Genomic DNA, 18,795 nt, shown 5'->3' with positions numbered 1-18,795 from the left:
ATGAGCGAGAATCTCGAAGACAACGAGACCCGGATCATTCCGTCGGAAGACGGCAATACACAGAACGATTATGCCGAGCCGCTGATCGGCGCCGACCGCGCTCCCCGTGTGGCCCGCTCCGTGTCCAGTGATCCGGAGGAGTCCGCGTTGCCTTCGGGAGGTGCCGCCACTCCTGTGCGTCCGGCACCTCGCCGTAGCGCCCCCAGGGCTCGCCGCATGAGCTTGTCACTGACCCGCGTGGATGCTTGGTCCGTGGCCAAGGTGACGTTCATGCTGTCCATCGCCGTGGCGATTATTCAGGTCGTTGCCTCCGCGATCGTATGGGTGCTGCTTGATGTGGTCGGTGTATTCAGCCAGATTACGCAGATTGTGTCTTCCACCGGTCTTGATGCAGGCGGTTTCGATCTCAAGAACGTGTTGTCCCTTACCACCGTGGTGTCCGGCGTCACCATCTTCTCGATTGTTGAAGTGGTGATCTTCACCCTGCTGGCCACCATTGCGGCACTGATCTACAACGTGGTCAGCTCGCTGGTCGGCGGCGTGCACGTCACGCTCGGCGACGACTGATATAGCGATACTGACGGAACTCCCCTCAGTGAACCGCACCCCGGTTGTTGGACTGAAGTCATTCAGATTCGATGATCGGAGGTGCGGTTTCTTATATGTGGGGATCGCAGGCGTCGTTGCTGGGCCGAGACTTGGGACTCCGGCGACGCTGGGGGTGGCAGGCGTCGGTGTTGGGACAGATTTTGTATCTCTGACGACGCTGTGGAGGGCTTACCGTCGTCAGCGGTACAGATCTTGGAGTTCTGCCGACGCTGAGGGTGTGTTCTGTGTCGTTTGCGTCCAATTATTGGCCCTCTGCCGACGCTGGGCACAGCAAGCGTCGTTGCTGGGCCAAGTTTTGGACTGCCGTCGACGCAGAGAATGCACACAGCGGTGTTGGTCTGCCAGCGTGTGGCAGCTTGGCGCCGTTGAGGAAGGTCTATGTGGTGTGGTTCCACCAAAGGACTGGCAGGTTGGCGCTACTGAGGGGGCTTTACGGGCTCTTACACACCAAAATGCGAAGAGCCGGTTTCGCTAACTAGTGCCTATATACCTGCAATCAGGCTGATTTGTGCTGTCAGGTTGGCTGGCGTCAGCGGTTGATCTGCCGATGTTGTTGCTCGTCAGTCTGGACTGTTGGGCTTTCGTTTTGACAGCGGAAGGAAGATCCTCCTCGCGGTAGGGCAACAATTATTAGTATCGTAATTAAGGTAATCGTGATTACATTAACCATGATACTCTTATTATTGGGCGGTATACGGATCGGAGGGCTGCAATGTTTGTCGCACGAGAGCACGAGTTACAAGTGCTGGAAAAGCTGTTTACCAGTGATTCATTCGAAATGGTGGTGCTGTACGGTAGGCGGCGTGTAGGGAAAACGGCGTTGATCGACGAATTTGTCAAAGATAAACGCGTGCTGTACTTCACGGCCATACAGCAAAGCGCCAAGATGAATCTTGAAGATTTCTCAAGAGCGGCATTGTCGTTCTTTGGTATGCCGGATTCCACCCCGTCGTTTGGCAGGTGGTCTGATGCGTTATCGTTTGTTGCTGAACGTGCTGCACAGACTGACGAACGTATGGTGTTCGTATTCGATGAGTTCCCTTATGCGGCTGCCGCCGAGCCGGCATTACCCTCCATGTTGCAGATAGCAATTGACCATGGATTCCTCGCCACAAAAGTGACGATGATTCTATCCGGTAGTAACGAGGGATTCATGGAAAACGACGTATTGGGGCGTAAAAGCCCGCTATACGGGCGTCGTACAGCACAGATTCGACTCCTGCCATTCGACTATGCGGATGCGGCAAAATTTCTAACGAACACATCTCCGCAAGAACTGGTCCAATACTATGCGACTTTCGGCGGTACGCCATATTATCTGGCCCGTATACAGGAAGCCGATGGCTTTGGATCCAATGTGCTGCGCTTGATGTTCGACAACTTGGGCGTACTGCGTGAGGAACCTATGATGCTGTTGCGTCAGGAGCTTCGTGAACCGGCATCGTATTATTCGATATTGCAATCTATTGCGGGTGGTAATTCCTCGCCAAAGCTTATCGCTGAACATGCGGGTGTCGAATCTGATTCGATTGGAGCATATCTGAAAACGCTGGTCGATTTGCGCTTAATTGAGCGAAAAGTGCCGTTTGGTGAAGATCCGAGTAAATCGCGCAAGGGAATGTATGTGGTGAGCGATCCCTTCTTTGCATATTGGTTCCGCTTTGTGGGGCGCAACATGAGCATTTTGGATGGTAATATCAGCGAGGAGGTTACGAGCAGACTCGCTTTTGGACCATCGTTTGATACCTATGTTGGGCAACAATTTGAGACGATTTGCCTGCAATGGCTTATTCGAAACAACGCTATGGGCAACCTCCCCTTTGTTGCCACTCAATTCGGCAAATGGTGGGGCAATGATCCGATTGCTCACGAGCAAACCGATATCGATGTGATTGCTGCGGATTCGCTCGATAAAACGATTCTGTTCGGTGAATGCAAATGGCGTAATTCATTCAACGAAACGGAGGCTATTGAAAGGCTCCATCAGCGTGCTGGCTTAGTCCGCGGCTATCAGGCCGGTAATGCGTGGCTTATGCTGTTCACCAAGAATCCGGTGAGTGAGTCCACGCGAACCCGCTACATGGATGATGAACGAATGGTATTCGTTTCTGCGGAAGAGTTATACACTGCGTGATGCATTACTGGGTGATTGTGACGCGGGATATCCAGAGTCCTGCCGACAGCCACGTGGCAATTACGCCGACTCACGCACCGCCAAATCGGTGTTCAGGTGCATCACGTGCGGTGAAGAGACTCCGTTGATGGCTTTGATGACCACGTCGGCCATGGTCCAGCCGCACTGATCCATGTGCTGATCGACGGTGGTGAGTTTCGGGGTTATGGAGGTGGAAGCTGAGCTGTTATCTGCAGAAGGCCGAATGTACCCCTCTGAAAGCAGATAGCTTGGATTGATGATCATATCCAAGAATTCACTCGTATAGTGGTGCGTAATGCTTACGTATTTGGGGATAGCACTTGTTGCTCGTTGTACATATAGCAATGCCCTTGCCTCCTCACGGGGAAGCAAGGGCATTACGCTACTGCTCAGTACTGCTTAGTACTGCTTAGCGGCAAGCGTCACAGCACGCCCTGGGCAACCATGGCGTTGGCAACCTTGACGAAGCCGGCGATGTTGGCGCCGGCCATCAGATCGCCTTCCTCGCCGTACTCCTTGGCGGCGGCCAGGGAGTTGGCGACGATGGATTCCATGATGGACTTGAGCTTGGCGTCGACCTCCTCGAAGGTCCAGCTCAGACGGTAGCTGTTCTGGCTCATCTCCAGGCCGGAGACGGCCACGCCACCGGCGTTGGCAGCCTTGGCCGGGCCGTACAGCAGCTTATTGGACTTGTAGACCTCGATGGCTTCGGGGGTGGAAGGCATGTTGGCGCCCTCGCACACCACCTTGCAGCCGTTGGCTACAAGAGCCTTGGCGGATTCCTCGTCGATTTCGTTCTGAGTGGCGCACGGCAGCGCGATGTCGCACGGCACGGTCCACACGCCGGAGCAACCCTCGTGGTATTCGGCGGACGGAACGCGCTCGGCGTACTCCTTGATACGGCCGCGCTCGACTTCCTTGATCTGCTTGACCACGGCAACGTCGATGCCGTTCGGATCGTAGACATAGCCGTTGGAATCGGACACGGTCACGACCTTGGCGCCCAGCTCCTCGGCCTTCTGCGCGGCGTAGATGGCCACGTTGCCGGCACCGGAGATCACGACGGTCTTGCCCTTGAAGGAGTCGTTGCGCAGCACGCGCAGGGCTTCCTGGGTGTAGTAGCACACGCCGTAACCGGTGGCCTCGGTGCGGGCCAGGGAGCCGCCGAATTCCAGACCCTTACCGGTCAGGACGCCGGAGTACTCGTCGCGGATGCGCTTGTACTGGCCGAACAGGTAGCCGATCTCACGGCCGCCCACGTTGATGTCGCCGGCGGGAACGTCGGTGAACTGGCCGATGTGACGGCACAGCTCGGTCATGAAGGCCTGGCAGAAGCGCATGACCTCGGCGTCGGACTTGCCCTTCGGGTTGAAGTCGGAGCCGCCCTTGCCGCCGCCCATCGGCAGCGTGGTCAGGGAGTTCTTCAGGATCTGCTCGAAACCGAGGAACTTGATGACGCTCTCGTTGACGGTCGGGTGGAAGCGCAGGCCGCCCTTGTACGGGCCGATGGCGGAATTGAACTGCACGCGGTAACCACGGTTGACCTGCACCTTGCCTTCGTCGTCGGTCCAGGCGACGCGGAACTTCACCACGCGCTCAGGTTCGACGATGCGCTCGAGAACACCGTTCTTCTCGTATTCCGGGTGCTTTGCGACGACCGGCTGAAGGGTGTCGAGCACTTCGTAGACGGCTTGCAGAAATTCGGGCTGATCGCCATCGCGGGCCACGACCTGGTTGTAGACGCGCTTGACGTACTCGTCAGTGAGCATTGTTCTCCTCGATTCGATAGATAGATAAGACGTTCTTATTCTATGCACCCGACCCTGTGTTGCATAGAGGGCGCTCGGATAACGGGAAAGCGTTCAGCGCAGCGCGGAAGAGACGTCATGGCTCAGGTTGAGTGCGATGCGCAATCGCATGGTTGTGGACCGGACGCCGGCACGATTGACGGAACCTTGGTGTTGCTGGGTTTTGGCATGAAAAAGGGCTTTCGGACTCCGCCGAAAACCCTGACCGTGGAGCCAGGGATTCCCGGTGTTTGTTGCTATTTCGCCGTTTTCTCGGTGTATCACGACATTGGGTGCCTTGCTGCCCACCCTGCCTTGGTCGGGCCCCTGTCCCGGCTTTCCTTTGTCCGTATCCCGTTATTTTCCGAAAAGGTCACTATGGGTGCCCGTTCGGGTCAGAGTGAGCACCAGCACGTCCTTCTCTATGAGATAGACCAACAGCAGGTCTGGTGTGATATGGCACTCCCTGAAGCCGGTCATATTGCCTGTAAGCGCATGGTCATGATATCGGTCGGGCAGTGTGCCGCCCTCGGACAGAATGGATACAACCTGTTTGAAAAGGCCGGCGTCCAGTCCGCGTCGTCTGGCGAGTTTGAAGTCCTTCCTGAATCTGGACGTGGTCTTGACCGTGTACTGGATGCCGCTCATGCGTCCAAGTCCTTGAACAAGGCGTTCAGGTCCCGGTAGCCCTTCACGTTCCCGTCCCTTGCGATTCGCTTCGCCTCCAACATGGCGGAGACGGTCTCCCTGTTCGGCTCATCCAACGAGACGTTGAACGGTATGCCGCCCTGTCGCAGGGATTGGCGGATGAATATGTTGACTGCGGTGGTCAGGTTCATGCCCAGCTCCCCGAACAGTTCCTCGGCTTGTTTTTTCAGCTCAGCGTTCATTCGGACGTTGACGGTGGTTGTCGTTCCGCTCATCTTTGGCTCCTTCCTTGGAAGACGTTCATATCATATATCCCTTGTCTATAGAAAACAACACATCATGTATATAGCGTTTTACATCGTATGTAAAACGCTGGTTTCTATTAGGCTCTGTTGCACCAGAATTGGTATGACGGAGTCGAAAGATTTCTTTCCTGTGCGTATGGTTCCAGTGTCGTTCATCGGGTACCCATTTTGAGTATCTCGGTGGATACCCAAAACGCCGACATCTACGGACTTCCGTATGTTCGCCGTTCTCACCGTATACTTTGAAATCATTGGTACTTCGCCGTTTTGATATGAGAAAGGGCTTTCGGACTCCGCCGAAAACCCTGACCGTGGAGCTAGCCGGGTTCCCACGCCGCAGCCTCATGGTCCCGCCCCTCGAGGCCGGGTCCCACGAGCAACCCGCCCGTGTCATGCCCGGACGCTGCGACGAACCGGCCCGGACCCGATGCCATTACAAGCTATTGGACGTGCCCATTATGGAATGCTTCGACGAGGACCGGAAAGCGTTGATGCCCCTGCCATCCACACGTTTCGACCCGATCCGTTGGGAAAGCGGGAAAGCCGACAGGTACGGGCGTATCGAGATCGACTCGAACCGGTACCTCGCCGGCGGCAAGTGGCACGGCGGGAAACTTTTGGCCGCGGCCGGGTGGGACAGCGTGCGGATCACCGATCCCTCGTCCGGCGAGATGATCGCCGAATATCCTAGGCGATACGGCGGAGCATCCAGCACGCTGCAGGACCCGGCTCTGGTCATGCCGATGCTCACGGCCTGCCCGGGCTCGTGGAAGGAAACACCGATACGTCCTGATTTCCCCGAGGACGTGCGCGCATGGCTCGACCAGGCCGACAAACAACGTTTGCATGACAGCCTCAAAGCCATCGCCCGAGCCACGAAAGCAGCAGGCTTCGATAACGCCATGCTCGCCGCGTCCGATTCGATCGACCTACGTCCAGAGACCGGTCCGGCGGACACGGACCTGGTCTCGCTCGCCCTGCGCCGCCGGGCCGACACCATCGCCAAAAGCGAACGCGTCCATCGCCACGACCCTCACACGCTCGCGGAACGCCTGGCCGCGTTCCTGGAGCCATGTGGCGAACGCCTTCTCGCTCCTGCCTTCGACCATGTCCAGCAGGCGGGCCGTCCCGCCTTTCTTCCTGGGCGTCAGGTCCACGATGATGGTCACTTACCTACTGCCGAACGGGGTGTGTCACCACACGTGCTCGTCCACGCCGATCTCCTCGACCCCGTCGCACTGGGCGCAACACCGTGCGGCGGGCCCCTCCGGCTCGCAGCGTATCTGCCACACGCCCCCGCGAGTGCCCATGGCCAGGTGCCGTTGCACCAGGGGACGCAACTCCAATCCGTCCAGGCCGAGCAACACCCATCCGTCGAACGTGCTAAACTCAATGCCAAGCCGCCCGGTATCCTTCACTTTTTCTTTCACACAACGAATGAAACCGCACGGCCCTTACACACCAAAATCGGAAGAGCCGGGTAAATCAACGATTCAAGGAAGAATCAAATGAAAAAAGTAAGGAAATACCTCGCACGAATCATCGCATGTATCTTGTCGATGGCGACATTGTTGGTGGTGGCTCCCGTTGCGAATGCAAGTGTCCCGGATGCTCAGTCCGATGGCTACGTTCCTTGTGCAGTACCGTCAGTGGATACGGAACTCGAGAACCTGCTCTGGAAAATCGTTGATGTCGGTGAATATTTCAGCTTTGAAGGTGATCGTCTCACCGTCTCGCTGTCAGAGGAGCAACTGAAGACCGATTACGGTTTCTCCGATGCAGAATATGTGTTCCTAGTCGATAACGTCCTCAATCCACCCACGGAGGACATCCAAGACATAGAGTCGCTTCCAACGACCTATGCCAGTTGCAGCGGCGTATACATCTCCTACATAGATTTCACCGTAGGATTCGCGGCAGCGCTTTTCGCGGCTTCCTCGGTTAGCCCGGCGGCTCTTGCCGCAGCATTCACCGCAGTTGCCTCGGCAATCAGTGGGCCCGTCGGTACCATAATCGCTGGAGGCGTCGCTGTCTTGGGCATCGGATTCTTTGCTGATCTCGCCACAAAAATCATCGGCGCAGTTGCTCAAGGAAAGGGAGTATGCCTCACACTGGCTTGGGAATTCCCACCGTTGAAATCTGAAATCATATGATGCAGTTGTAAGGCATTACTGTGATGAAAAAGTGGGATTGGAAGTCATGGCTCTGTGCATGGCTGTTCGCTTCTTGCTCAATTAGTGGAGCAACGGAGATCAAGCGCGGGGCCATGACCCCATTCGCAGTCGCGTATCTGATTACTGCCGTTGTGGCATTGATATTGTTTGTGTGGTCGTGCCTTAAAACACAGAACATAAAGCTTTCGGTTATTCTTACGACAGCGCTTATAGTGCCAGTAGCCGTTATGTTGATATTCAACGGGTCTCTCAGCAGATTTCTCGTCTACATCTATTTCGTAGCAATACTTTTGGCCGCGTTAGTGCACAAGTATGGCAGACCACAGAAAAAGCAGTAGCAGCCATGCACTTGCAAACAAGAAAGGCCCGTCCGGGTGTTGAAACTCGGACGGGCTGGCCGTTATCGACGGCTGGGTGTCATCGCCCAGATGGCGATTGCCATCACGACGATGTCGGCCGCGATGGAGTGCATCGCGGGTGCGAGGCTGATGACGATGACCGCCATCAGCCACACGTGCAGGCTGACCACTTCTCCGATTCGTAGGTCAAGGATAGCCCCCAGCCATACGGAGATTCGTGTGGTGTTGGGCATGGCGGCATAGATGGTTTGAAGTTCCTCGGCTGTGGCCGGTGGTATTTGAGCTTGCCGGGATTTTGGGATTGCGGGGGCTTTCATGGTGACGGGTGATTTGTCTACGGCTCCTTCGGCCACTGCTTTCGTGTACACGGCTTTCAAGAGGTGGAACGTTTTCTTGCGGGGCGTCGCTCCCCCGAAATTGTCTAAATTGGCTAGCCACCGGTTTATGTCTTCGGTCGTTATTTTTGTTAGGGGATATTTCCAGAAGAATGCGTGGGGCAGATGCGCAAGGTATTACCGATGCTTTCTTTTGCTTCCTGCGGTTAGTTCGGCTCCGTCGGAAGAATAGTTGAGCCATGTGGGTGCGAATTCTTCCATGACGTAATCGCATAATAGCGTTCTACGCCGTCTTACGGCCTCTTCCTGCCGTTTACGGTCGGCTGGGCTACTCCACCCCGTTGGATTCCAGCCCTATCGGCCTCTACGAGGGCTTTTTCGGCGCTCAGCCACGCCTGTGCCGAACGTTCGTCTTTGAATGTTTTCGTGATGACCTCACCGTTGTGGGTGTATTTGGCCCTGTAGGAATCCCGGTCGGTCCGGTGGGTGACTGACCCAAATGTTTTTTCTTTTCGGTGCGCATGGTTCCAGTATCGTTCGTTGGGTACCCATTCCAGGTACCTTGCTGGGTACCGGAAAAGTTGACATTGGCCGCCTTTTCCGTACATTCTCTGTTTGCGCTGTATGCCCTGAAATCGTTGGTATTCCGCCGTTCTGGCGTGAAAAAAGGGCTTCCAGATTTCTCTGAAAACCCTGACCGTGGAGCTAGCCGGGTTCGAACCGGCGACCCTCTGCTTGCAAAGCAGATGCGCTACCAGCTGCGCTATAGCCCCGTGAGAAAAAAAGAGCGGCTCGCGGCCGCTTCATTTTTCCTGTGGGCCCGGGAGGACTTGAACCTCCGACCTCATCCTTATCAGGGATGCGCTCTAACCAGCTGAGCTACGGGCCCGATCCATACGCTTCAAAAGCGCACAAGTGATTACAATACCATTGAACGGCGGTATGTCAATAACGGCGTGTCGTGATTGTCGCTTGCGCCATGATTGCCGGCGCGGCGGTCAATGTCCAGCAACACAGCGGTCAATGTTCAGCAACGCCACAGCCAATGCCCAGCTACGTAACCTTGCGTTCTCACACCGTAATGCTGCGGTTACACCTCCCGCCCTGCACAGAAATGTCCAATACACAGCCAAAAAACCAACTAGTGTAAACACACTCTAGAAAAGGGATACGGGGTTGCGGACCCTATATTTCTATGATCAGGGCGAGCCACCAAAGAATCACCGCATGTGACCGGCACTGCGAATCCAGGATTACATGCGGCGCGTAGGCTCATGGCCCATAGCGCTGTTCGACATGATCGTCGCGTGCATACGTCATATGAAACTGAGGTTTAGGGAGAAGAAGCCGGAGCACGACTTATCTCCCCAAACCCTTATTGCTTCAGCCAGTGTAGGTATTCGTCGAAGAGGTTGTCTACTGTTCGGCTTTCCAGTCGGTATGTGGGGAATGCCTCGGGTGTGTTGGTGATGACTTGGTATCCGCCCAACGGTGCTTCCGTTGCGGGGATCATGTCGGCTTGTATCAGGCCTTGGTCGATGCAGGTCCGGAGTTCTTCCCAGGTCAGGCGGAACACGGATGCGGTGTAGGGTTTGGGGAAGCTGTGGTGGAATTCGCGGATGGTCGTGGTTCCGTCGCTGGTTTTCCGCCAGATGAATCGTTGGAGTCTGATGCCGGTTTTCAGCGTGATGTATTCACCGAACCGTCCGGTGTCGATGGGCTGGTCCAGCCAGGTCCTGTATTCGTCCAGCTTGAGGTTCATCGTCGTCGGATCCAATGGTTCCAGCTTGTCAGTGGTCGGGTGCAGCATCGCGGTCTCGTGCCGGCTGATTCGCCTTTCCTTGAACTGGTAGGAGATGAATCCGACGGAGTTTCCCTGGTATCCGGGTTGCACGTAGGGGATGCCGTGGCATTCGCCGTGGTTGGTGCGGTGTTGGTGTCCGCAGATCAGCCCGTCGATGCCGGGGATGGTGGAGAGGATGCGGTATGCCTGGTCCTCGCCGGTGTCGTATTGCGTGGGTCGTCCGCTGGCCATGTCGCATTCGATGCCGCCGTGGTAGGCGACGATGAGCAGGTCCACGTCCGCGCGTATCCGGTTGACGGTGGTCCTGATGCTTTCGACCGCGTCCAGGACGTGGATGTGCTGTGTGTTGCGGAACGCGGTGAGTTGGGGCAGGGCTCCGGTAACCGCGCCCACGATGCCCACACGGATGCCCCGGGCTTGGACGAGTCGGTATGGATGGAAGATCGGGTGGCCTTCCTCGTCCGTCACGTTGCAGCACAGGAGCCGTTCGTGCAGGTGGGGGTTCTGGCTTGCGGGCAGTGCGGTGCCGTGGTCGAAGTCGTGGTTGCCCAGGGCCATGGCGGTGTAGCCGCAGGCGGAGGCGACGCGGGTGAGCGGGGATTCCCTCTCGGCCGATTGGGCGGTGAAGGTGGCGTAGGCGCTTCCTAGCAGGTAGTCGCCGGCGTCGATGAGCAGCGTGGCGTCGTCCACGCCCGTCATCCGCTTGGCGGCGTGTGCGGCGAGTATGCCGGCCGCGTGGGCGTTCGCGGCGGACGGGTCGCCGGGCACGTCCGCGAGGGTGTCGGGCAGGAAGCCGTGCAGGTCGCTGGTGGCGAGGATCGTGATCGTGGTCATGTGGCAGGCCTTTTAGAGGAGTTTCTTGCGTAGCCATCCGGTCGCCGCGTCGATGAGCGCGACCACGATGATGATGCCCAGCAGGATGATGCTGACCCTGCTCCATTGGCGGCTTTGGATGGCGAAGATCAGGGGCGCGCCGATGCCGCCGGCGCCGACCAGGCCGAGGGTGGCGGCGCTGCGCACCGCAATCTCGAAGTGGTTGAGGGACAGTGACGCGAAGATGGGCATGAGCAGGGGGATGCGTCCGAAGAACGTGGTCTTCCAGAAGTTGGCGCCGACCGATTCCATGGCTTCGGCGGGCCCGTTGTCCATGGATTCGATGTTCTCGGCGTACAGTTTGCCCAGCATGCCGACCATGTGGACGCCCAGGGCGAGGACGCCGGCCGCGGGGCCGGGGCCCACCACCTTGACGAAGATGATGGCGTACACGAGTTCGGGGAACGCCCTGAGCAGGTCGGTCACGAACTTCGCCGCGCCGGCGACGGCGGGGGTGTGCCGCCACAGGGTGGTCGCGCTGATGAAGGACCAGGGGAACGCGATGACCGTGGCGATGACCATGCTCAGGAAGGCGATGCAGATGGTCTGGAGCATGAGGCTGACTAGGTCCTCGCCGCTGCCGTCGTAGACGTACGACCAGTCGGGGTGGAACAGTTGGCTGATGGTGTCCGACAGGGAGGTCCAGGACATGGGGGCCTTGTCGGACCAGTTGGTGGTCGCGAAGCAGACGATGACCGCGATGCCTATGAGGGCGGCCATGAGGTGGTGTGCGGTGAGACGGATACGCATCAGCGGAGCCTCTTTCTGATGATCTCGCTGACCCAGTCGACGATGACGACGAGCACGAGAACGGTGAGTATGACGAGCGACACGCGGTCGTAGCGCATCAGGCTGAGTGAGGAGTTCAGCAGGACGCCCACGCCGCCGGCTCCCACGTATCCGAGGATCACGGAGGCGCGGATGTTGATCTCGAAGGCGTACATGGCGTAGCTGGCGATGTCCTGCCCGATCTGCGGGAGGATCGACCATGTGGCGATCTGCATGCGGTTGGCGCCCACGGAGCGGGCGGCCTCGACGGGGCCGGGGTCGGAGATCTCGATCGACTGGTAGATCAGCTGGCCGACGATGCCGAAGGTGAACACGGCGATGGTGATGATGCCGCTGACCTGTCCGATGCCCATGAACGCGACGACCAGGGCGGCGAGCAGCAGCGTGGGGATCGTGCGGATGATGTCCATGACCACGCGGGCGACCATGGCGACCACGCGGTTGCCCGTCACGTTGCTGGTGCACAGGAACGCGAACGGCACGCCGAACAGGAGTCCCAGCGACGTGCCCACCACGGACATGCGGATCGTCTGGACGAGGGGCATCCACACCTTGGCGAAATACGCCCAGTCGGGCGACAGGAGGTTCGAGAAGAAATCCGCGGCCTGCCCCATGTTGGCGATCGCCTCGCCGAAGTCGGTCTCGGTCGCGTCCTTCGCGGCGAGGAAGCAGACGACGAACACTATGACGGTGGCGAGCCGTTTCCACAGGTTCCGGTGCACCGTGTCCTTCAGGGGGCGGCCGGCCGACGGTGTGCGGGTCATGATCGCTCACCCGTCTTCCCGGCGTCGTCGCCCTCGTAGATGTGGCGGAACATGTCGTCGGTGAGTTGGGCGGGGGTGCCGTCGAACACCACCGTTCCCCGGCGCATGCCGATGATCCGGTCGGCGTATTTCTTGGCGAAGACGACGGAGTGGATGCTGATGAGCACCGTGGTCCCGTCGTCCTGGTTCATGCGTTTGAGGTCGGTGAGGATCGTCTCGGAGGTGACCGGGTCCAGGGAAGCGACCGGCTCGTCGGCGAGCACGATCCTGGCCTGTTGGACGCGGGTGCGGGCGATGGCGACGCGCTGCTGCTGGCCGCCGCTGAGCTGGTCGCTTCTCGTCTGGGCCTTGTCCGCGAGGCCCACGGTCTTCAACGCGTTGTCGATCAGCTGGTAGTCGGACTCCGGGAAGAGGCCGAGCAGTGACTTGAGGGTCCCGTACCGGCCCAGCCGGCCGGACAGCACGTTCTTCTGGACGGTGCTGTTGCCCACGAGGTTGAATTGCTGGAAGATCATGCCGATCGAGCAGCGCATCGCCCTCAGTTGTCTGCGGCTGGCCTTGGTAATCGACTGGCCGTCGATCATGATGTCGCCGCCGGTGATGTCGTTGAGTCGGTTGATGGAGCGCAGCAGCGTGCTCTTGCCCGCGCCGCTGGGGCCGATGATGGCGACGAACTCGCCGTCCCGGATGGTCAGGTTGACGTCGTTGAGGCCCAGCACGCCGTTGCCGTATTCCTTGGTCACGCCACGTATCTCGATCATGGGTTTTCCTTTCCCCGTAACGGGCGAAGGGGCGGCCGCCGGCGTCGCGTGGACGGGCGGCCGCCCCCGTCAACGGTCAGTTGGCCGCTTCCTTGATGTATTCCTCGATGGTGTCGTAGTTCTTCTCCTCGGCCTGCGTGTAGCCCTTGTGGCCCCACATGGCCATGGCGGTCTTGCCCTCCTCGTCGTTGGGCATGTCGAGGAACGCCTGCTTGATCTTGTCCTGCAGGGCCTGGTCCATCGACGGTTGGACGGCGATGGCGTCGTTCGGGATGTCGCCCTCGGTCAGATAGAGGACGCGCAGCTCCTTGAACAGGTCCTTGCCGGCGAACTTGGAGGCGAACACGTTGCGCGCGCCCTCGAACACGAAGCAGGCGTCCTGCTGGCCCTCGAGCACGGAGGTGATCTCGCTGGGGATGTCGTTGACCGTGGTGAGCGTGGACTGCGTGGTCGGGTCGACGCCGGCCTTCTTCAATTCGACCACCGGGTAGATGTAGCCGCTGGCGGAGGAGGGGCTCAGCGTGGCGATCTTCCTGCCTTTGAGGTCGGTCAGCTTCTTCAGGTCGCTGTCGGCGCGCACGAGCACCTCGCCCTTGAACGATCCGGACAACTTGCCCTCGACCGGCTTGCCGGTGGTGCGGTCGTAGGCACCCAGCTCGGAGGTGAGGATGGCCTTGGCGGCCTGCTTGTCGCGCGCCTGCACGTAGGCGGCGGGCGGCATGATGCCGATGTCGACCTTGTGCGAGGACATGGCCTCCACGATGGTCGTGTAGTCGGTGGCGAGGGTCACATCGACCTTGCGTCCGAGCTTCTTCGACAGGTAGTCCGCGAAGGGCTTGGCCTTGGCCTGCATGCTGCCGTCGTTGTTGGTGGGCACGAACTGGAGTTCCAGCGCCTTGTCGGCGGAGTCGGAACCCTTCGACGAGCCGCAGGCGGCCATCGTGGCGCACAGCGCGACCGTGGTGGCGGCGACCGCGATGGTCCTCAGCATCTTGTTCTGGATGGAAAAAGGCATGGTTCGACCTTCCTCAATGGGTTTTCGTTGTGAAAAAAGGATTTCCGCGTGATGATGGATGATGCGCGGGCCCACGGCGGGACCCGCGGCGGATGATGAAAGGAAGACTGGCGTCCGGCCGATGCCGGCACCGGATGATGGGTGAGGTGTGGTGTTGCGGCTCCTATCTGTCCAGGTGTTCGGAAATCTGTGAGATGACCCCCGGGTCCTCCTCGCCCCTGCCCAGCTGCCCGGTCAGGGATTCGATGACGATGTCCAGGGGAAGACGCGACGTGTCGATGAGCTCGTCGTTGAACGTGGTGGCCGGCGTGGACGCGACCAGGGTCGTCGTGGCCCGCGTGGCCAGGGAGGAGTTCGCGAAGCTGGTGACCGCCAACGCGTCGGCCCCGTTCGCCGTGGCGACCTCGACCGCGTGGACGGTGTGCCTGTTCTCCCCGGAACCGGAGATCGCGATGATCAGGTCGCCCGGTTTGAGCAGGGAGGCGCTGATGTCCTGGCCCAGCGGGTCCCGGACGAAGGTTACGAGACGGCCGTACCGCAGGAGACGGCTTTCAAGGTTCGCCGCGACCCCGCTGGACAGGCCCGATGCCACGATGACGATGCCCCGCGCGTCGCGGATCATCTCCAACGCCCGGTTGAACGCCCCGGCGTCGAGGCAGTCGGGCAGCTCCCGCAGCATGTCGAGCATGCCCTGGATCCTGGCGATGATCCGCTCGCCCTCCGAGCCGGCCTCCCCGTCGGCCCGCGCGTGCCCGCGCTGCTCCAGCAGGCTTCTGATCGCGTTGTCGCGTGCGATGAGGATCCTCATCTCCCGGTACCCGTGGCACCCCAGATCGGCGCAGGTCCTCACCACCGTGCCCGCCGACACGCCCGTCTCGCGCGCGACCGTCGCGATGGGCAGGTCCCCGATGACGTCGGAGTTCTCCAGGAAGAAGCGCGCGACCTTGCGCTGCGCCGGATCCAACGCGTCCAACGCAAGCCGGATGCGGGCGAGGATCGATTCGGCCGGCCCGTTCGCGTTCACCTGTCCCATGACGCGCATCCCTCCAATATCGCCCCGTACATGTCGGGGAGGAGCGCCGCCCGGTACGTCGCGCCGCCATGCCGGCCCGTGCCGCCGATGTACGCGGCCTCGCGGCCCGCGGCGAGCACCGGGGCGATGTCGTTGTCCCAATGGTCGCCGATGCTCAACAGGCGCCCACGTCCCGAGAGACGGTCGAACGCGGCGATATGATCGCCCCAGCGTCCGGGTTTGCCCGCCCCGTCGACGATCAGGTCGAAACGACCCTCCAGCCCGAACCGTCCGACGGTCTCGCGCACCCCATGCAGCGGCGAATTGGTCAACAGCACGCGAACGCAGCCCAACAAACCCAGATCGTCCAGGAAACCGGGAAGACCCTGCGGCATGTCCACGTGGACAAGACCCCGGGCCAGCTCGTCCCGGCTGGAAAGATACGCCTGCTGCAACCCATCCGCCGGCACATGGCCCGCGCACATGTCGCTCACCACATCGTAACCGTCGTTCCAATGCCGGCCATCATCCGTGACGGCGCCGCCAAGATAGAGATCCAGCGTCCTGACGGCCCGTTCGCGCAACCCCGCGGGCAACCGGGCGAAGGCATGGCGCGCGTAGGAACGCACAGGCCCGTCGCCCAGGCTGATCGTCCCATCGAAATCGAAGACGACCGTGCCGACCGGCCGGCGTCCGTCGGTCCGTGACCGCTGCTCTTCATTGCTCATGCCTCCATTAAAACACGAAATGAAAAACGTTCAATGACTTTTGAACATAATTTCGACATGGTTGGCCTACTGTTCATCTTCCTCTGCTTGACGTGGCGCGGATCGAATGGCGGGATGATTCTCGGTGCCTTGCGATTCCGAAGTGCGGCCGGGCACCCCGATGTGACTTGGTATCTTGCCATGTGCCACTTGAGTGTTTGAGGTTTGCGGCGGACCGGGCGGATACGTGATGATGCCAAGCCCCGATAAGGGGGTCTGCGTTCCGGGGCATTTGCCGACCGTCCGGCGTCACATCGTCAGGCTGTCCGGGTCGAGGAGGAAATCGTAGACGCTCATCGTGAGGATGCCGTGCTCGTCGCGGACGGGTTTGACCACGTCGCATACGAGGACGATCTTCTGGAAGCTGTCGTCGATCTCGAGCAACGAGGCCTTCTCCTGCGCGACCTTCTCCGGTGTGGGCAGTTGGTACGCGGATTGGATGTAGCAGCGCCGGTTGCCGAGGTTCGCCACGAAATCGACCTCGAGGCGTTTGCGGTACGGCACACCTTCACTGGCACCGCGCCGGTCGACCACGCCCACATCGACGTTGTAGCCGCGTGTTCGCAGCTCGTTGTACACGATGTTCTCCATGATGTGCGTCTGCTCGATCTGGCGGAACCCCAGTCGCGCGTTGCGCAGCCCCATGTCCTCGAAATAGTATTTCTTCGGGCTGCCGATGTACTTGCGTCCCTTGACGTCGAACCGTCTCGCCTCCTCGATGACGAACGCGTCCTCGAGATGGCCGATGTATTGCATGATGGTGTTCGTGCTGATGCCGGAATGCAGCACGCTGGCGAACGTGGCCTTGATCTTGGGCGGATTGGTCAGGGCGCCGATGGAGGAGGCCAGCACGTCGACCAGGTCGTCGAGCTCCTGCGACCTGCGCAGCCCGTTGCGCGAGACGATGTCCTTGAGATAGGTCTCCTCGAACAGGTTCTTCAGATAGAGGGACTTCTGCTCGTCGCTTCTCATGGACAAGGTGAGCGGCATGCCGCCGAACATCACGTATTCGGCCCAGCCGTGTTGGACGTCGCCGTCGTACGCCTGCATGAACTCGACGAACGACAGGGGGCGGACGCGGACCTCGTCGCCGCGGCCGCGGAACTCGGTCATCACGTCGGTGGACAGCATCTTCGAGTTGCTGCCCGTCACGTACACGTCCACGTTGCGCATGCGCAGCAGCCCGTTGAGCATCCCGTACAGACGGGGCGGTTCCTCGCCGCGCATCTCCTCGTCCGAGATCGCGTACTGCACCTCGTCCAGCAGCACGTAGTACGGTTCCTCGCGATTCGTGATACGGGATCTCACATAGTCGTACAGGGCGAGCGGGTCGCGGTAGCGCTCGTACATCAGATCGTCCAGTGCGATCTCGATGATGTGGTCGTCGTCCACGCCCTGCGCGCGCAGATGGTCCTCGAACAGGTCGAACAGGAGATAGGTCTTGCCGCAGCGCCTCGCGCCCGTGACGACCTTGACCATGCCGTTGCCTTTGCGCGCGACGAGATCGTTCAGGTACTTATCCCTGGAGATGCGCATCGTGTTCTCCGATCAATGTCCTGTTCCCATGCCGCTATCGCGTGGATTTGACATTTATGTCAGTTTCACTCAATAGGAACTCATTCTATTGCGCGATTTTGACATAAATGTCACTTTCGCTCAATAGGATGGGTGAATCATGGGAGGACAGGGCGTGCGCGTGGGGGTAAGTGGCGGTTGCCGATTCGTGAGGGGCGGCATTGTGTGCCGCTTGTTGTCCGCCGTTGTGTGAGAATGACTTGCATGCCTTATCGCCGTCGTCAATCCACCGCTCCGAAGTCCGGTGCGCCGAAATCCGTTCGGTCCGCTGCCGCCGAGCAGTCGTTGGATATTGATGGCATCCATCTGCACCTGACGCGCAAACCCATCAAAAACCTGTATCTGCGCATCAAACCGCCGAGCGGCCGCGTCGAAATCTCCGCACCGATGCGGATGAGCGAGAGTCGTATCGCGGATTTCGTCAAAGAGCGACATTCGTGGATTCTTGCCCAGCAGCAGCGCATGGCTGAGGCGCAACGGCGCTCCATCATGGCATTGAACGAGGGTGCCGGCTTCGAGAACGGAGGTCGTGGCGTAGCTGGTGCCAGCGGCCATGATGGAGGCGTTGCCGGTCGTCCGAAAACCGGTGATATCAGTCGTCCGGGAATTGGTGACGCCGGGCCAGGCCAAGCTGGTACGAATGTCCAACCGTATTTTGACCGCTCCCAAATCTGGACCGACGAACGCAAACGACAAGCGGCGGCCGCGATCAACGCCGCGTTGCCACAGCTGCTGGCCAAGTGGGGGCCGGTTATTGGCCGGCAGCCCACGCATATCACGCTACGGGTCATGACCTCGCGCTGGGGATCGTGTACGCCGCGAACCGGCCGCATCCGTCTGAACCTTCAATTGGGAGTGATGGAACCGCAATTCCTGGAATACGTCTTGGTCCATGAGATGACGCATCTGTGGGAAAGCGGCCACGGCGCAGGATTCCAACGCCGCATGACCGCCTACCTACCCGGCTGGAAGACGCTACGCCGCGACCTCAACCGCCGCGTGGTGCTGTGACGATGACAGGTCAGGCTTCAGTGCCGGCGATGTGGCTGATGGCCTGATCGGA

At 59.6% G+C, this 18,795-nt stretch carries 17 protein-coding genes, 2 tRNA genes and 2 pseudogenes; 5 read left to right on the top strand and 16 right to left on the bottom strand.

Annotated features, from left to right (window positions below; all coding sequences use genetic code 11):
* Both FYJ31_RS01410 and FYJ31_RS01400 read left to right on the top strand, forming a co-directional pair.
* Window positions 1-567 (top strand): DUF3566 domain-containing protein, encoded by a 567-nt coding sequence (locus FYJ31_RS01410; RefSeq protein WP_032743433.1) that lies wholly within the window; start codon window positions 1-3, stop codon window positions 565-567.
* A gap of 754 nt (window positions 568-1,321) precedes the next feature.
* Window positions 1,322-2,743: an ATP-binding protein gene (locus FYJ31_RS01400; RefSeq protein ID WP_154535766.1), complete on the top strand. Its 1,422-nt coding sequence runs from the start codon at window positions 1,322-1,324 to the stop codon at window positions 2,741-2,743.
* 60 nt (window positions 2,744-2,803) lie between these two features.
* On the opposite strand, the gene FYJ31_RS01395 is transcribed toward FYJ31_RS01400, so the two are convergent.
* From FYJ31_RS01395 to FYJ31_RS01380, 4 genes are all read right to left on the bottom strand, one after another.
* Window positions 2,804-3,028, bottom strand: a complete 225-nt coding sequence (locus FYJ31_RS01395; RefSeq protein ID WP_154535765.1) for a hypothetical protein — start codon at window positions 3,026-3,028, stop codon at window positions 2,804-2,806.
* Between the two features lie 158 nt (window positions 3,029-3,186).
* A complete protein-coding gene (gdhA, locus tag FYJ31_RS01390) occupies window positions 3,187-4,533 on the bottom strand; it encodes an NADP-specific glutamate dehydrogenase (RefSeq protein ID WP_032743429.1) in 1,347 nt (448 codons plus the stop codon).
* A 375-nt stretch (window positions 4,534-4,908) separates the two neighbouring features.
* Complete coding sequence (locus tag FYJ31_RS01385; protein ID WP_060620320.1) at window positions 4,909-5,199, bottom strand: type II toxin-antitoxin system YafQ family toxin; 291 nt, start codon at window positions 5,197-5,199, stop codon at window positions 4,909-4,911.
* The gene (locus FYJ31_RS01380; protein ID WP_012576473.1) at window positions 5,196-5,474 is read right to left on the bottom strand and encodes a type II toxin-antitoxin system RelB/DinJ family antitoxin; all 279 of its coding nucleotides are present in this window, start codon (window positions 5,472-5,474) and stop codon (window positions 5,196-5,198) included. Before FYJ31_RS01380 ends, FYJ31_RS01385 begins: the two co-directional genes overlap by 4 nt.
* A 302-nt stretch (window positions 5,475-5,776) precedes the next feature.
* On the opposite strand from FYJ31_RS01380, the pseudogene FYJ31_RS13260 reads away from it, so the two are divergent.
* A pseudogene (locus FYJ31_RS13260) lies at window positions 5,777-6,196 on the top strand (hypothetical protein); the annotation flags it as partial.
* Window positions 6,197-6,514: 318 nt separating this feature from the next.
* Here FYJ31_RS13260 and FYJ31_RS01370 read toward each other — a convergent pair.
* Window positions 6,515-6,739: pseudogene (locus FYJ31_RS01370) on the bottom strand (transposase); the annotation flags it as partial.
* A gap of 273 nt (window positions 6,740-7,012) precedes the next feature.
* Here FYJ31_RS01370 and FYJ31_RS01365 point away from each other — a divergent pair.
* Entirely contained in the window at window positions 7,013-7,657 is a 645-nt protein-coding gene (locus FYJ31_RS01365) for a hypothetical protein (protein WP_154535764.1), read from the top strand.
* Between the two features lie 421 nt (window positions 7,658-8,078).
* Here the strand turns inward: FYJ31_RS01365 and FYJ31_RS01360 are convergent, their stop codons facing one another.
* The 11 genes from FYJ31_RS01360 to FYJ31_RS01310 form a co-directional block, all read right to left on the bottom strand.
* Complete coding sequence (locus FYJ31_RS01360) at window positions 8,079-8,270, bottom strand: hypothetical protein (RefSeq protein WP_143081248.1); 192 nt, start codon at window positions 8,268-8,270, stop codon at window positions 8,079-8,081.
* Between the two features lie 802 nt (window positions 8,271-9,072).
* Window positions 9,073-9,145, bottom strand: a tRNA-Ala gene (locus tag FYJ31_RS01355).
* Between the two features lie 42 nt (window positions 9,146-9,187).
* A tRNA-Ile gene (locus FYJ31_RS01350) sits at window positions 9,188-9,261 on the bottom strand.
* Window positions 9,262-9,747: 486 nt separating this feature from the next.
* Entirely contained in the window at window positions 9,748-11,010 is a 1,263-nt protein-coding gene (locus FYJ31_RS01345) for a metallophosphoesterase (RefSeq protein ID WP_154535763.1), read from the bottom strand.
* Between the two features lie 12 nt (window positions 11,011-11,022).
* Window positions 11,023-11,799 (bottom strand): phosphonate ABC transporter, permease protein PhnE, encoded by a 777-nt coding sequence (gene phnE, locus FYJ31_RS01340; RefSeq protein WP_032743421.1) that lies wholly within the window; start codon window positions 11,797-11,799, stop codon window positions 11,023-11,025.
* Window positions 11,799-12,602 carry a phosphonate ABC transporter, permease protein PhnE gene (phnE, locus tag FYJ31_RS01335; protein ID WP_032743420.1) on the bottom strand — a complete coding sequence of 268 codons (804 nt, stop codon included), beginning with the start codon at window positions 12,600-12,602 and terminating at the stop codon, window positions 11,799-11,801. Before phnE (FYJ31_RS01335) ends, phnE (FYJ31_RS01340) begins: the two co-directional genes overlap by 1 nt.
* Window positions 12,599-13,363, bottom strand: a complete 765-nt coding sequence (gene phnC, locus FYJ31_RS01330) for a phosphonate ABC transporter ATP-binding protein (protein WP_154535762.1) — start codon at window positions 13,361-13,363, stop codon at window positions 12,599-12,601. Before phnC ends, phnE (FYJ31_RS01335) begins: the two co-directional genes overlap by 4 nt.
* 76 nt (window positions 13,364-13,439) lie before the next feature.
* Window positions 13,440-14,378, bottom strand: coding sequence for a phosphate/phosphite/phosphonate ABC transporter substrate-binding protein (locus FYJ31_RS01325; protein ID WP_012576481.1), 939 nt, complete (start codon window positions 14,376-14,378; stop codon window positions 13,440-13,442).
* A 163-nt stretch (window positions 14,379-14,541) separates the two neighbouring features.
* A complete protein-coding gene (locus tag FYJ31_RS01320; protein WP_154535761.1) occupies window positions 14,542-15,411 on the bottom strand; it encodes a MurR/RpiR family transcriptional regulator in 870 nt (289 codons plus the stop codon).
* Window positions 15,399-16,118 (bottom strand): HAD family hydrolase, encoded by a 720-nt coding sequence (locus FYJ31_RS01315; RefSeq protein WP_154535760.1) that lies wholly within the window; start codon window positions 16,116-16,118, stop codon window positions 15,399-15,401. Before FYJ31_RS01315 ends, FYJ31_RS01320 begins: the two co-directional genes overlap by 13 nt.
* Window positions 16,119-16,406: 288 nt before the next feature.
* Window positions 16,407-17,693 (bottom strand): ATP-binding protein, encoded by a 1,287-nt coding sequence (locus FYJ31_RS01310; protein ID WP_154535759.1) that lies wholly within the window; start codon window positions 17,691-17,693, stop codon window positions 16,407-16,409.
* 243 nt (window positions 17,694-17,936) lie between these two features.
* Between FYJ31_RS01310 and FYJ31_RS01305 the strand changes: the two genes are divergently transcribed.
* A complete protein-coding gene (locus tag FYJ31_RS01305) occupies window positions 17,937-18,743 on the top strand; it encodes a YgjP family zinc-dependent metalloprotease (protein ID WP_065472893.1) in 807 nt (268 codons plus the stop codon).
* Window positions 18,744-18,795 lie beyond the last annotated feature (52 nt).

Source organism: Bifidobacterium sp. WCA-178-WT-4B, from assembly GCF_009696495.1.
GTDB lineage: Bacteria > Actinomycetota > Actinomycetes > Actinomycetales > Bifidobacteriaceae > Bifidobacterium > Bifidobacterium infantis.
This window is presented reverse-complemented; position numbering and strand designations above follow the sequence as displayed.

Coding starts and splice junctions, on each gene's coding strand:
- FYJ31_RS01410 (WP_032743433.1), top strand. CDS start 1: ATGAGCGAGAATCTCGAAGACAACGAGACCCGGATCATTCCGTCGGAA.
- FYJ31_RS01400 (WP_154535766.1), top strand. CDS start 1,322: ATGTTTGTCGCACGAGAGCACGAGTTACAAGTGCTGGAAAAGCTGTTT.
- FYJ31_RS01395 (WP_154535765.1), bottom strand. CDS start 3,028: ATGATCATCAATCCAAGCTATCTGCTTTCAGAGGGGTACATTCGGCCT.
- gdhA (WP_032743429.1), bottom strand. CDS start 4,533: ATGCTCACTGACGAGTACGTCAAGCGCGTCTACAACCAGGTCGTGGCC.
- FYJ31_RS01385 (WP_060620320.1), bottom strand. CDS start 5,199: ATGAGCGGCATCCAGTACACGGTCAAGACCACGTCCAGATTCAGGAAG.
- FYJ31_RS01380 (WP_012576473.1), bottom strand. CDS start 5,474: ATGAGCGGAACGACAACCACCGTCAACGTCCGAATGAACGCTGAGCTG.
- FYJ31_RS01365 (WP_154535764.1), top strand. CDS start 7,013: ATGAAAAAAGTAAGGAAATACCTCGCACGAATCATCGCATGTATCTTG.
- FYJ31_RS01360 (WP_143081248.1), bottom strand. CDS start 8,270: ATGCCCAACACCACACGAATCTCCGTATGGCTGGGGGCTATCCTTGAC.
- FYJ31_RS01345 (WP_154535763.1), bottom strand. CDS start 11,010: ATGACCACGATCACGATCCTCGCCACCAGCGACCTGCACGGCTTCCTG.
- phnE (WP_032743421.1), bottom strand. CDS start 11,799: ATGCGTATCCGTCTCACCGCACACCACCTCATGGCCGCCCTCATAGGC.
- phnE (WP_032743420.1), bottom strand. CDS start 12,602: ATGACCCGCACACCGTCGGCCGGCCGCCCCCTGAAGGACACGGTGCAC.
- phnC (WP_154535762.1), bottom strand. CDS start 13,363: ATGATCGAGATACGTGGCGTGACCAAGGAATACGGCAACGGCGTGCTG.
- FYJ31_RS01325 (WP_012576481.1), bottom strand. CDS start 14,378: ATGCCTTTTTCCATCCAGAACAAGATGCTGAGGACCATCGCGGTCGCC.
- FYJ31_RS01320 (WP_154535761.1), bottom strand. CDS start 15,411: ATGGGACAGGTGAACGCGAACGGGCCGGCCGAATCGATCCTCGCCCGC.
- FYJ31_RS01315 (WP_154535760.1), bottom strand. CDS start 16,118: ATGAGCAATGAAGAGCAGCGGTCACGGACCGACGGACGCCGGCCGGTC.
- FYJ31_RS01310 (WP_154535759.1), bottom strand. CDS start 17,693: ATGCGCATCTCCAGGGATAAGTACCTGAACGATCTCGTCGCGCGCAAA.
- FYJ31_RS01305 (WP_065472893.1), top strand. CDS start 17,937: ATGCCTTATCGCCGTCGTCAATCCACCGCTCCGAAGTCCGGTGCGCCG.